We start from the raw sequence: 15352 nt of genomic DNA on the forward strand, positions 1-15352 counted from the left end.
GCAGACTACCTTAATTAAGTACTTAAAAGCTGATCCCTCTGTGTGTGTGACAATCACTTTTCACGGTAATAAAAGTACTCAGCTCTATGGTTGTAGAATGACAAATGCTCACCTCAATGCGTTAGGCCTTGCTGTAGCCGTTGTAATCAGCTCTTCGATCATTGCTGCAGACGCAGTGGCTGGTCGCAGACTGCAGACAAAATCTGTCGATATTTCGGACAATGGACATGTGGAGTTTACCCAGAGTGAGGTCATGGTTGGACCCACTTTAGGTCATAACCGGCAGCCAATACCCAAATCCTTCACAACCACCTACCCTGATCAGACTCAGGCCAGAGCGGGCTATGTCGTTCCCTCTGAAGGTTTCACGGACGTTTTTCCTGGTATTGATGGTGGCGTTTCCAGCGTTGATCTGTTTGCAACAGGTGAGAATAACGTTGCTCAGAAGTACACCAAAGTCCTGAAGGTCTCTGACGAGGAAGTCTTCAGGATCACCCATACTCTTGCAGAAAAGAAACTGGTCATTGCAGTCAGAAAAGGAATGACCGATCAGGATTCAATTGCGGCGGTTCGTGCTCAACTGGGTGACAACCTGCAATTAGAACCCCTGACAAAAATCGCCAGTCCCGAACAACTGGCCGGAGTGCTCAGAGGTGCACATGAAAGAGCGGGAAACCTCGGCGAAGCTGATAACTATATTGACCTCGTCACTATTGAAGTAGGCGAAGTTGATGTGAGCGGGCGTTCCTTCATGCGCCTTATCGCCGGAGGCAATCAGCCTCCCAAACTGCAGCGTCTGGGCCAATCGCTCTTTGTCAATGATGAAGCGCTTTTAGCAGCTACCACCTCTGCTTATATCCAGGTCCATGTTCTGGGGAATGATTTACAACAGGATACTCTGGACGCTCTGTTGTCATACCAGAAACCCGTAGGCTATGTCGTACATGTCGAGGATGAGACACAGGTTTATCCTGTGCCTGCTGGTTATCCTAAACTGGAAGTGACTGAGACTCCGGAAAAGATTATTGTTTTCCGAGGTCAGAAACAAAACCCGACCGATGTCGCTTTTGTGGAAGGTCTCCATGACATCTGGGATAAGTATGGCTGCAATGCCCCCACTCCTCAAACAACAGTACGGGTTAAAAAAGACAAAGCCAAAAGCTACCAGTACGTTATTCGAAGCAGGCAGATGGCAATGCTGGAGGAGTTCGCTGAACGGTACAATGCCGGACTTGACTCGGGTGAAGAATACGATGAGAAACTGGGGACGCTTGCATTCTTCGAATATCTTCAGCAGGCACTGACCAGTGCTACTTCAGTTGGAGCAGATGAATTTGAATTAACAATGCCACACGTCGGATTCACCTCGCTGTACATCATGCCAACCTGGATGCATATTCAGTTCGCTAAACACTTCGGCTTCAAACCTGCGCTTAGAAATTTTCTGACCAGTCAGCATTTTGTTCAGGATACTCACGAAGTAATACCCGTTTTCAACAAAGCCAATAGCGATTATTTTTATAATGAGCCGTCCAGCGATTCTTTTGACAAAGGCGATAGATTTGCCTCCAGGCTCATTGGCGATTTTGCCGGGGAGCTGCTTGAGATGGAAAGCAAGCTGGAAAAGCTGAAGACAATAGAGGCCAGGATCGCAACAGAGGATTCTTTCATCGGAGCCACAAAATCTGTTCTGACAGCGGCTCTGGGTATTGAACTGAATGAAGATAACACACCAGAAGAACGCGTCGCCCTGGAGTCAACCTTACATTCCAGGCTCTTCAGACTTGCAGAGCTGGAGAAAGAGCTGGATGACATCAGAACACCAGGCCACCCCAAAGCCATGCCGGAGGTACTTGAAACACTGAGTGACGTGGAAAAAGCCCTTGAGATGAGTGATCTTGATGAAAACAACGATGTTTATATCCGTCGCCATGGGATTTCTGAAGACATGCATAGATTCATCAGTAACGCCAGACAGCGGTTAGAGGAATTTGCTCTGGACCTTCTGAAAGCCACAGCAGAAGTACTCAACATCAAAATCAGTGAAGAGGATGACAAAATAACAAGATTGACCAAGGTTCGTAGAATGCTTGACGGCGATAACCTCTCCGATGGCATCCTGGATGAGATAGATAATACCCTCTGGACCTATCAAAGCGAAGCTATGGACGAGAAGGACCTCAAATTCATAAAGCTTGTTGCACATCTTCGCTACAAATTCGGAAAATCGGGCCCGGGTAAGCGAGCCATAGAACAACCAGAACTGCTGGAAGCAATAGAAGAAATACTCAACATCAGGTTCAATGAAGAGAATGACCAGGCAGCAAGACTTACCTGGATTCTTGCAGCAATTGATGACGATAATATACCGGAATCCATTCTGGATCAGATAGATCAAACCCTCTGGAAAGAAGCCAGGACAACTCTGGACGACAGGGGTCTCAAACTAAAGATGCTTCATGCGAGTCTTGCCTATAATGTTGAAGATTTGTACCTGGATGAACAAGCCAAAGAAAATCAGATAAATCTGCTCGACGCTATAGAGTTCGAGCTGGGTATCTGTCCTCATGAAAACGTTGCCGCCAAAAAAAGAGGCCGGGCTTTCATTGCCAAACTGGCCAAAGATCTGAATATAGTATTTGAAGAGAATGATAACCTGTCAGATCAGAAGGAGGTTCTAAGAACCGAAATTCAGACATCCATGGATGAGCTACACAATGTCTTTGATGAAGGTATCAAAAGAGCCATAAACAATGAAATGGCTCATCAACTCGATATTAAGGATTATGAAGAAGACGCCACTATAGACGACCAGAACAATCTGATTGAAACAAAACTCCAACAGCTGGATAACGAAGTTTTCAATGCAGGCTGGCCTGACGTTGATGAGCGTATTGAAGCCATTGAAATTGAGCTTGACAAGCTAATGGCTCGTCTGGGCCCTGAACCCCGATACGTCCTTGATCGTAATGTTGCCTATGCCAGAAAGATATTAAAAGAAGCTGAAAGAATGCTGGCAGGTGTTCGCAGCAAACTGAGCGTTCTTTGCCGAAAAAAAATGGTAATTCTGGCTCATCCTGACGTCGGTACTGCTAGCGTGGATGAAGACGCAAAGCTTCTCATTCAGGCAATAAAAGAAATTCAGCTTGAATTAGGCCTGCCTGCAGATACCGAGCAAACCATTCGAGAGCAAATAGACGACATTAAACGCATTCTTCGAAGAGACAGTGCAAATAGACGAAAAGAAATCTTTGATAAACTGCATGCTGTCGTAAAAACTCATAACATTCGGATTAAAAGTGACCTCGGTTTACTGGAAGAAGATGATTACTATATTGCCATTTCAGCCTATGCGGATACTCATGCCCTGGACAAAACCAATGAAGTTGAGGATGAACTGTCTGTAACCAGAAAAAAATACACTCAGATCACGGAATTCCTGCATGAGCACGACAGGAGAAGTATGGAATTCACCAATGCCCGGCTTGAACAGACGAATACACAAGAGGATCTGGACCGAAAAAGACAAGAGATGATCAATGTTGGAGGCAGCGATCTGCCGGATTTAGTCCTTGAGCAGAAAAGTCAGGCTGTCTCAAAAGCAGAAAACGCTCTGAGGGATTATCATAGAGCGGCTCTTGACGCCGCTGAAGAAGCCGCAGGTCTCAAACCAGAAGCATCTGACAGCTATAAAGACCGGGTTAATGCCCTGAGAAAAAAACAGCTAAAACTGGGTGGTGATGATGGTAATGGCGGCAAGATCTGGCAACTGATTCAACAGGCCCGTCTGGAAGCTGAGATGGATGTCAGGGAAGCAGACATTAAGAAAATAAAGCAAGTCCTGAAGGCTGCAAGGGAAGCTGTCGAAAATGACGGTGGTCCATTCCAGTACACGCCGGAACAGGCAAAAGTTCGGGCCACTATGGATGCTTTCACAGAACAGCACTCTCTCAAACAACAGGCACTGGATGCTGCCCTGGGTCTGGCACAATTAGCATCAGAAAGCGGTAAGACAGTGCACTGGATTACGACTTTCGATTTTGACGATGAATTGGCCCCCATTCATTTGCGGGCGATGGTTGGAGACAACCTGACTTTTAATCAGGCCAGTCGGATTGTGGAAATCTTCACAAGGCTGAAGACGAGCTTCCCGGAACCCGTTCTCAAGGCTTCAGAAGATCAGCCTCTGAATGTCCTGGAAGAAGTCTACAGACTTGTGTCCAGGGCCAGAAATGAGATGGGAAGTGGGGCTCAACAATACGACGACGAAATTCATGGCATGGGCAAAAGAGCCATTCACTTTATCGAACATGAACCGGGTAGCCTGAAAAGCTTCCCGGAATACTTCGCTGCCCGTTCTGCCAGTGGTAACAAAATCACGGCTTTGCTTCGTGAAGGTCTGATCAGCAAGGACGAACTCGAGAACTACATAAAGGCCGTCAGAGGGGTCGACGATTACCATACAGTGGATGAATTTGAGCACTTACTTGGCTACAAACAGGGTATCAAGGTGCCTGAGTTCAGGAAGGTTGTCCAGTTACTGTCCGACAAGGGTGCTGAGGAATTCATACAATGTGCCTTTAATTCTGTAACTGTGACTGCCACCGGCCCGGCAGGTATGAAAGAGTCTGTTGCCGGCATGAAAGAGTATGCAGTTGCTATCATCGCCAACTATGTTCTTGACGATATTGCCTTTGAAAATGGCCGCAGGACAGCAACGTTTCTGGCCAATATTCAAGATACCCTGACGCCTTATGCCGCTGCTGCTGGCCTGCACGAATCAGACCTGATCAAGGCTATCCATAACACATTAATACAGGCCCATACCGCAGCGGTTGAGCATCAGTTAAGTGATTACTGGTTCAAACCTTCAGCCTTTCTGGTACAGGCTGTGACCTGGTACTACTCCAGCTACAAACCTCTCCTGGTGACTCACACCCTCTCGCAGGCTGCCAGACTGTCCCTCTCAAACATGTCATTCCTCTATCTGCTGGACCTGACCAACAGGGGTGATTATCTGCACAGAATGCTCACACCTTTCCAGCACTGGCTGGAACGCTATAGTGTTGATCTTGACCGAACCGGACAATATGCCTACCACAGTGGCATTGAACAAATCTCCGAAGTGGGCGGACTGGCCATGCCATTGGGTAAAGCCGCTTCCTCAGGCATTCTGTTGAAAACCGGCTCTATGCTGTTTGCCAGACAGCACTATGCCAATCCCCACAGGTATCGCAGTATTTCCCGTCTGGTGCCCGAAATAGTGAAATCCATGGGTTCCGGACAAGGGGTTCAGGTACCACTGCTGAACCGGGTGACACCACAAAAAGTGAAAACCCTGGCTTCTGTTACAGCCGGTTTCGTACTGGGCCCTATTGCCACTGCCGGTGTATACGCCCACAGCCTTATATCCGGGTTTACCTATGCTCAGACGTTCGGATTTGCCCTGGCGTCGAGCCTCACTTTTGACTTCTTTATGAACGACAACAAGATGCTCACTCAATGGCTGGGTGGACCTCTGGGCCGAAGCCTTGACAGGATTAATCGCTGGATAGCCGTGGGTGAAACCCGGGATGAATATGTGCAACGTACGGCTATTGCTTCGCCTCAAGGCTTCAGTGAAACCGATGCAGCCTATGCAAACCGGGTTAAAGCAAGTGACAGGATGCATGGCTGGACCCGACACGAAAATTACCTGCAGTTCCGTGAACGCCGCGATCGCACCATAAAACTGTTTGAGAATGGCTGGGAGAAATACTTCAGGGAAAATGTGCCTAAATGGTCCTTCTCCCATGCAGAAAGCATTCCTTACTTCTACACTCTTGGAGCCTTCTACGAATGGCAAAAGGGCGATGATCAGAAAGTTCACGGTCATGATAAGAGAAATGCCCCTCAAGCAAACTTTCTACCTGCGGCCCCAGCAAACTAACTTAACCAAAAGCTGCATCCTCGCCTGTCGTTGCAATCACCTTTCACAGTAATAACGGTAACAACGGTAATAAAAGTACTCGACTTTGAGGTAGCAGAATGACAAATGCCCGCCCCGATGCATTAAGCCTTGCAGTGGCCGTTGCAATCAGCTCCTCCATCATTGCTACACAGACGCTGGCCGATCGCAGGCTGCAAATAAAGTCTGTCGATATTCAGGCCAATGAACAGGTGGAGTTTACCCAAAGTGAAGTCATGGTTCAGCCAACCTTAGGTCATGATCAGCAGCCTATCCCGAAATCCTTTACCACTAGCTACCCTGATCAAACTGAAGTCAGAGCAGGTTATGAGGTTCCTTCTGAAGGCTTCACAGACGTTCTCTCTGGCATCGGGGCTGGCGTTACCAGTGTTGATCTGTTTGAAACCGACGACAATGACGTTGCTCAGAAGTACACTAAAGTGCTCAAGGTCGGCGATGAAGGTGTCTTCAGGTTCACCCATAACCTTGCGGAGGAGGAACTGGTCATTGAAGTCAGAAAAGGAATGACCGATCAGAATTCAATTGCGGCTGTTCGTGCCCAATCAGGTGACATTGAACCATTAGAACCCTTAACAAAAGTTGCCAATCGCGAACAACTGACCGGAGTGCTCAAAGGTGTCGGCGAAAGAGCAGGAAGTCTTGGCGAAGCTGATGACTATGTTGCCCTTGCCACCATCGAAGTAGAGAAAGTTGCAGTGAACGGGCGCAGCTTTATGCGTCATATCGTTTCGGGCGATCAGCCCCCTGAAATGCAGCGTCTGGGTCAATCGCTCTTTATTAACGACGAGGCTCTTCTGGCAGCGGCCACCTCTGCCTACGCCCAGGTTCACGTTCTGGGGGAAGATCTGCAACAGGAAGCGCTCGACAATCTCTTGTCGTACCATAAACCCGTCGGCTATGTCGTAAACGTCGAGGATCACACACAGGCTTATCCTGCGCCTGCTGGTTATCCAAAGCTGGAAGTGGATCAGGCTTCGGAAGAGGTAGTTGTTTTCCGTGGTCAGAAACAGAATCCAACCGATATCGCTTTTGTGGAAAGCCAGCATATCCCCTGGGAACAGCATCAGTTTCTGGAGCTCACTGCCGAGGTTAAAAAAGCCAGCATCAGAAGCTACAGGCACGTCATCAGAAGCAGTCAAATGGCGCTGTTGGAAGAGTTTGCTGCTGATTTGGCTGCACAGCACGATGCCAAACTTAACGAAGATAAACTGGCTAAGCTTGCCAAGCTTGCCTACTACGAATCCTTTCAGCAGGCTTTAACCGCTGCTAATCCGGATGGAACCGATGAATTTGAGTTCACAACAGGATACATCAGAATCGCTACATCGCTCATCACGCCAATCTGCATGCAGTTGCAGCTCATAAAAACCTTCAGCTTCAAACCCTTACTTAAAAATCTTCTGACTAACCATAATTTTTTTCAGAATTTGCACAACTTTATATCCTTCGCCAACAAAGTGATGAATCTCTTTGCTGATGCCGAAGAAACAAGGTTTTCTTCCTTTTCCTCTAAAGTCCTGGCCGACATTAGAGAACAGATGCTTGAGATAGTAAGTACCCAGGAAAAGCTCAAGGCAAGCAGGACCGAACTCATCATGACGGCCAAAAAATTAGAAGACAGGTTGACGGCAATGACCATTGCCAATGATGAGGAAAAACAGAAACTGAAGCGAACCGAACAGACACTTGAGCGTGAGTCTGAACGGCTTCGTCAAGATTTCCTGACGACGAAAAACATGATAGATCAGCTTCGGCAGGAGCTCAAACGAATCCCTGAACTGCAAAAACAGGTCAGAGATGCCCTGGCAGAAGTCGCAAAAGTTCGCAGCGCCCGTGCGGCAGCAAAGCTTGGTATTGATGGCTGGGATGATACTCTGGCACCAGAAGAACAAGCCGGACTTCTGGAAAACAAAATTCATGAAACCGGCCAATCAACCTATTATGTTGCATCAGGACAGCCCTGGGAACAGGATATGATAGCAACACTGGCAGCGATTGAAGGCCAGCTCGGCATTGTTCCGGACAATGAAAACAATCTGGGTGGCCGCTCTCAGTCCATTCTGGATCATCTGCAGCAACAGGCAGATCAGTCCAGTGAGGTATTCCTGAATCAACTGGCTTTCGTTGAAGGTCAACTCGGTTTGGTTACGAATAGCAATGATGACCCCAAAGACCGTCAAAAGATCATTCTGAAGCAACTTTTTCTGCAATTGGCTCAGGTCAGTCAACAACAACCTCGGCGTCAATATCAACAAAACCTGAAAGCACAGAAAAACCACTTACAGAAACTGCAGCAGATGATCGATCTGATTACAACGATGAACAAAAACGTTCGTGATGCCGAAGCAGAAAAAAGAGCAGATATCAACACTCAAGTGGCAGCAGAGCTTGGTATTGATAACTGGGACGATACCCAGCCCCTGGATAAACAAGCCAGTGCCATCAGAGAGAAAATTCTTGAAATCAAGAGATCGGTTGCTGCAACAGATGGCGCAACAGATGCCGCAGCAGTGCAGCCATGGGAAGAAGCGGTAAAAGCCAGACTGGCGCCCATGGAAAGCATGCTCGGTATTACACTGAACAATGAAAACGATCTGTATGCTTACTATCAGTCCATGCAACAGCAGCTGCAACAAAAGGCAGAACTGAACAATGTGGTAATCCAGAGTGTACTGACCAGCCTTGAAAGTCAGCTCGGTCTGCCCCAGGACAATGGCAAGGATCTGGAAGACCGTCACCAGACCGCTCAGCAACAGCTTAATCAACGCCAGGCCCTGATCGCTCAACAACTTATTCAACAACAGAACACCAGAACAGATGCTGAAAGAGACGCAGAAAAGCAAATCCGCTATTCAAACATTGCCGCATATTTAAACATTCAGGATTTTGATAGCAATGCAGATCCTGACGTTCAACAAGAACACCTGATTCAAAAACTTGAGACAATCAACGCTCAACAAGACAGTCTGCGTCAGCAACTTAAGGCAATGAGTAATCAGCTCGATAGGGAGGATTCTTACACCAAAGCCAGAAAAGACGCTCTGGCAGCAGTTCTCGGTATTGATCCGTCCGAAGACACCCGTCTGCAAGACCGCACCAGTCTGGAATCAAAGGTAAATGACAGGTTCTTTGAGCTTTCAAAGCTGAAAATTGAACTGGAAGACATCAAAACACCAGGCCATCCCAAACTCATGCCTGAGGTATTGGCGACACTTCGTGACACATTAAGGGCCCTCCAGGGGCACATTTACTTCGACCAAATGGACAGTGTGTATGTCCTTCGTCAGTATATTTCTGAACATATTCGGTTTTACATCAGAGAAGCCAGACGGCAGTCGGAGGAAGAGGTCCGGGTCAGACTGGACCATGTGGAAAGATTACTCAACATCAAAATTAATGAAGCTGATTACAAAACAGTAAGACTGGAAAGGATTCTAACAAGGCTTGATGCCGATGATATCTCCAATTACGAGCTGGACGAGATGCGCAAGGTGCTCTGGTGGGATAACAGGCCAGACTGGGAAGATCTGGAGGGAAACCCTTTGGAGATGGATATCAAACGCACGACGATTCGTGATCGTCTTAATCATATCGTCGAAGCATCGGATCAGCGAGCCAGAAAACAACAGGAAAGTCACCTTATCGTTCTGGAGAACAAGCTAAATATCCACCCCCATGAAAACCCTGCTGCTAAAGAGAGAGGCAAAAGTTTCACAGCAAAACTCCAACAGCTGGATGAAGAAGTTTTCAAAGCGGGTCAGCCTGACGTTAATGCGCGTATCGCAGCCATTGATAATGAGCTTGACAGGCAACTCGCTCGCCTGGGACCCAAACCACGATACCTGCTTGACCGTGATGCGGCCAGAGCCAGGTGGTTATTAGCAGAAGCTGAAAGTGAGCTGGATGTTTTTCATCGCCGACTGAACAGGCTTGGTAGCAATCAAGACTACGCAAATGCCCATGGTTGGAGCGAATCCCATGAAGTCGAGGGTGAACTCTTTTTAACCGGGGAAAAGTCCTCTCAAGTCACGGGCAGGAATGAGGGTACTGCCGGCAAGGTCCGGCATCCGGTTCAGGAACAGGCCTATCTGGAAGATGAAATTGAAATCAGAAAAGCAGACATTGAGCGATTGAAGGAAGTCCTTGAGACTGCAGAACAGGCCGTCGAAAATGACGGAGGTCCCTTCCAGTATTCGCCGGGACAGGTAAAAGTTCGGACCGCTATAAACGCTTTCGCAGAGCAGCACTCTCTCAAAAAGCAAGCTCTGGAAGCGACAATGGGTCTGGCACAGTTAGCACTGGAAAGCGGTAAGAAAATACCACACCTTTCGGCTTTCGATTTTGACGATGAATTTGCACCGATTCACTTGCAGGCACTGGTCGGAGGCAAACTGACGTTTAAACAGGCCGGTGGGATTGTGGAAGTTTTCAAGAGCCTGAAGAAGGCCTTCCCGGAATCCTCTTTCCAGTCTGCTGGGGATCTGCCCGGGAATGACCTGAAAGAAGTCTACAGGCTTGTTCGCCGGGCCAGGCACGAAATGAAAAAAGGGGCTCTGGAATACGACGACGAAATTCGCAGCATGGGCAAAGCAGCCGTTCACTTCATTAAGCATCAATCAGGGTACCTGAAAAGCTTCCCGGAATACTTCGCTACCCATTCTGCCAGCGGTAACAAGATCATAAGTCTGCTGCGTGAAGGTCTGATCAGCAAGGTTGAACTTGAGAACTATATAAAAGCCGTCAGAAATGTCGACGGTTATCAGACAGTGGCTGAGTTTGAACACTTCCTTGGCTACCAACACGGCGTCAGGGTGCCTGAGTTCAGGAAGGTTGTCCAGATGCTGTCCGATCAGGGTGCTGATGAATTCATGCAAAGTGCCTTTACTCCTGTGCCCTCTACCGCCTCAGGCCCGGCAGGTATGAAAGAGTCTGTTACCGGCATGAAAGAGTATGCAGCTGCAGTCATCGCCAACTATGTTCTTGACGATATTGCCTTTGACAATGGCCGCAGGACGGCAGCCTTCCTGGTCAATGTTCAGGATACCCTGACACCTTATGCCAATGCCGCTGGAATATCTGAGTCAGTCCTGATCGAAACTGTTCATGGCACATTAATACAGGCCCATGCCGCAGCGGTTGAACGACAGCTACTGGATTACTGGGTCAAGCCTTCAGCCTTTCTGGTACAGGCTGTCACCTGGTACTTCTGCAGCTACAAACCCCTGCTGGCGGCCCATACCGCCGGGCAGGCCACCGCGCTGTCCCTCTCGAACATGTCGTTCCTCTATCTTCTCGATCTGACCAACAGGGGTGATTACCTGCACCGGATGCTGACACCTTTCCAGCACTGGCTGGAAGGCTACGGTGTTGATCCTGACCGAACCGGGCAATATGCCTATCACAGTGGCATTGAACAAATCTCTGAACTGGGTGGGCTCGCCATGCCATTGGGCAAGGCCGCGTCTTCAGTCATTCTGCTGAGAACCGGCTCTATGCTGTTTGCCAGACAGTACAACGCCAACCCGCAGATCTATCGCAGCATTTCCCATCTGGTGCCGGAAATAGTGAAATCCATGGGTTCCGGACAGGGAGTTCAGATACCGCTGCTGCACAGGCTGACACCACAAAAAGTGAAAACACTGGCCTCGGCTACAGCCGTTCTCGTGTTAGGTCCGATAGCCACTGTCGGCGCATACGCCCACGGCCTTATATCAGGGTTTACCTACGCTCAGACCTTCGGATTCGCGCTGGCATCGAGCCTGACTTTCGACTTCTTTATGAACGACAACAAGATGCTCACTCAATGGCTGGGTGGACCCCTGGGCCGCAGTCTTGACAAGATTAATCGCTGGACAGGCGCAGGGGAAACGACAGATGAATATGTAAAACGTACGACTATTGCCAGGCCCCAACGCTTCGATGAAACCGATGCAGCCTACGCAAACCTTGTTACAGCAAACAACACCCTGTATGGCTGGACGCGGCACGAAAATTACCTGCATTTTCGCGAACGCCGGGATCGCACCATGAAACTGTTTGAGAATGGCTGGGAGAAATACTTCAGGGAAAATATGCCTAAATGGTCCTTCTCCCATGCACAAAGCATTCCTTACTTCTACACTTTTGGAGCCTTCTACAAGTGGCAACAGGACAATAATAAAAAAGTGCCTGTTCCTGAGAAGTGAAATGCCCATCAATCAAGCTTTCGAACTGCCGCCTCAGACGATCAGCTTGAAACTGATGAGAAGTGGGACAAGTAGGAAAATCGATGAGCAATACCCGTCACAATGTATTAAGCCTTGCAGTGGCCGTTGCAATCAGCTCTTGCATCATTAATACAGAGGCACTGGCCGCTCGCAAACTGCAGACAAAATATGCCTGGCTTCTGGACAATGGAGGTTCTGAGGATACCCGCAATGAGGTCATGGTTCAGCCAACTTTAGGTGATGACCAGCAACCAGTACTCAAATCTTTTACCACCACCTATCCCTATGCGCCTTCAGAAAATGACGACTATTCTCGTCCCACTATAGGTATAAGTTTTACAGAAGCTCTTTATGGTATCGGTAATGAGGGCGTTGCCAGTGTTGATCAGTTTGAAACAGGCGAGAATGACGTTGCTCAGAAATACACCAAAATCCTTAAGGTAGATGGTGAGGGAATCTTCAGGTTCACCCATAACCTTGCAGAAGAGAAACTGGTCATTGAAGTCAGAGGCGGAATGACCGAGCAGGGTTCAGTTGCGTTTGTTCGTGAACATTTAGATATCAGGCCACCATTTGAACCCTTAACGAAAATCACCACCCCCATGCAACTGGCTGATCTGTTGGAAGCTGCCAGCACCAGAGCAGGAATCCTCGGCTCAAGTGATCACTATCTTGCCCTTGCTACCATTGAAGTCGAAAAAGTTGCAGTGGATGGACGCACTTTCATGCGCCTTATCGCTTCCGGCGACCAGCCCCCTGAGCGGCATCGTCTGGGTCAATCACTCTTTATCAATGATGAGGCTCTTCTGGCGGCTGCCGCCTCTGCCTACATCCAGGTTCATATCCTGGGAGAGGACTTACAACAGCAGGCGCTTAACGAACTATTGGCACACAACAAACCCGTCGGCTATGTTGAGCACTTCGAGGATAACACACAGGTTTATCCTGTGCCTGCGGGCTATCCAAAGTTGGAGATAACAGAAGCTCTGGGGGAGGGTATTGTTTTTCATGGTCAGATGTTGAATCCCCATGATGTCGCTTTTGTAGAAAACCTCTATAAACTCTGGGTACAGTCCGGAGGTAATAACCCCGCCCCTGCAGTAATCACAATGCTTAGAAGATATAAGATCAGAAGTTACGAGTTCGTCATTCGAAACAGGCAGATGGCACTGCTGGAGAAGTTTGTTGCGCGGCGCAATGCTGGCGTTAACAAAGTTCAACCGACGATCCTTTCCCGCGAAGATAAACTGGCGGCGCGTTCACTTGCATTCTATGAATCTCTCCAGCAGGCATTGGCACTGGCTACTCCAGATAAAACATATGGAACAGAAGAATTTGAGTTCACACTGGAGCACATCAGAATCGCTTCATTAGTCATCACGCCAACCCAGATGTGTAATCAACTCGCAAAACAGTTTGACTTCAAACCCGTACTTGGAAATCTTCTTAAGAACCCGCACTTTTTTCAGATTATTCGCAAGGCGATACCCGTCATCGGCGATATCAATGAAGCGCAGATCGATTCCGAAAAAGACGACGAGTTTACTTCCAAAGTCATGATTGACATGGACAGACAGCTGCTTGAGTTACAAAACAATCTGGAGCAGCAACGGGCAAAAAAGACCAAATTCAAGAAGCAGGAAGCTCTGGTAAAGCGACACCTTCAGACAACCGTTACAGACGCTGAAAAAGCAGCGACTGAAGAGTCTGTGGGACTAAAATCAGACGCTTCTGAAACCAATAAACAACGGATTAATGCCCCGAGAAACAGGCAGGCACAGCCGGGCGGGGGTGATACTGCCCCGCGCCCGGCAGGTATGAAAGAGTCTGTTACCGGCATGAAAGAGTTCGCAGCTGCGGTCATTGCCAACTATGTTCTTGATGATATTGCCTTTGACGATGGCCGCAGGACGGCAACATTCCTGACCCATGTTCAGGATACCCTGACACCTTATGCCAATGTTGCCGGACTGTCTGAATCAGACTTCATCAAGATTATCCATGGCACATTCATGCAGGCCCACGCCGCAGCGGTTGAACGACAGCTACTGGATTACTGGATCAAACCCTCAGCCTTCCTGTTACAGGCTGTGACCTGGTACTACTCCAGCTACAAACCCCTGCTGGCGACCCACACCTCCCGGCAGGCCGCCGGGCTATCTCTCTCAAACATAGCATTCCTCTATCTTCTGGATCTGACCAACAGAGGTGATTACCTGCACCGGATGCTGACACCTTTCCAGCACTGGCTAGAAACTTATGGTGTTGATCTTGACCGAACCGGTCAATATGCCTATCACCGTGGCATTGAACAAATCTCTGAGCTGGGCGGGCTGGCCATGCCATTGGGCAAAGCCGCGTCTTCAGTCATTCTGCTGAAAACCGGCACCACGCTGTTTGCCCGACAGTACAACGCCAACCCGCAAATGTATCGAAGCATTTCCCGTCTGGTGCCGGAAATAGTCAAATCCATGGGTTCCGGTCAGGGAGTTCAGATACCGCTGTTGCACAGGGTGACACCACAAAAAGTGAAAACCCTGGCTTCGGCCACAGCCGGTCTCGTATTGGGTCCGGTAGCCACTGTCGGAACATACGCCCATGGTCTTTTATCAGGATTCACCTATGCCCAAACCTTCGGATTCGCGCTGGCGTCGAGCCTCACTTTCGACTTCTTTATGAACGACAACAAGATGCTCACTCAATGGCTGGGTGGACCACTGGGCCGCAGTCTTGACAGAATTAATCGCTGGACAGGCGCAGGGGAAACGACAGATGAATATGTGAAACGTACGACTATTGCCAGGCCTCAAAGCTTCGATGAAACCGATACAGACTATGCAAACGGTGTTAAAGCAAACAACATTCTGTATGGCTGGACTCGACACGAAAATTACCTGCAGTTCCGCGAACGCCGGGATCGCACCATGAAACTGTATGAGGATGGCTGGGAGAAATACTTCAGGGAAAATTTGCCCAAATGGTCATTCTCCCATGCAGAAAGTATTCCTTACTTCTACACTCTTGGAGCCATCTACGAGTAGCAACAGGACAATAATAAGAAAGCGCCGGTGAATAAATCAGACAACTAACAACCACCAGCATTGTCACAGCAGTGACAAAACACCGGTTATGGAGACATGTGTAAGCTTACCTTCTGAGCCCACAGACATTTCTCCAT

General features: G+C 48.5%; 3 protein-coding genes. All 3 read left to right on the plus strand.

The features are described from left to right. Nucleotides 1-97: 97 nt before the first annotated feature. The 3 genes from ACOMG9_RS17005 (at nucleotide 98) to ACOMG9_RS17015 (ending at nucleotide 15215) form a co-directional block, all read left to right on the plus strand. Complete coding sequence (locus tag ACOMG9_RS17005) at nucleotides 98-5929, plus strand: coiled-coil domain-containing protein (RefSeq protein WP_494529147.1); 5832 nt, start codon at nucleotides 98-100, stop codon at nucleotides 5927-5929. Nucleotides 5930-6027: 98 nt separating this feature from the next. Beyond that, a complete protein-coding gene (locus ACOMG9_RS17010) occupies nucleotides 6028-12153 on the plus strand; it encodes an OmpH/Skp family outer membrane protein (protein WP_494529148.1) in 6126 nt (2041 codons plus the stop codon). Nucleotides 12154-12236: 83 nt separating this feature from the next. Continuing rightward, nucleotides 12237-15215 (plus strand): hypothetical protein, encoded by a 2979-nt coding sequence (locus ACOMG9_RS17015; RefSeq protein ID WP_494529149.1) that lies wholly within the window; start codon nucleotides 12237-12239, stop codon nucleotides 15213-15215. Nucleotides 15216-15352 lie beyond the last annotated feature (137 nt).

The organism is Endozoicomonas sp. PH6C (assembly GCF_059322965.1).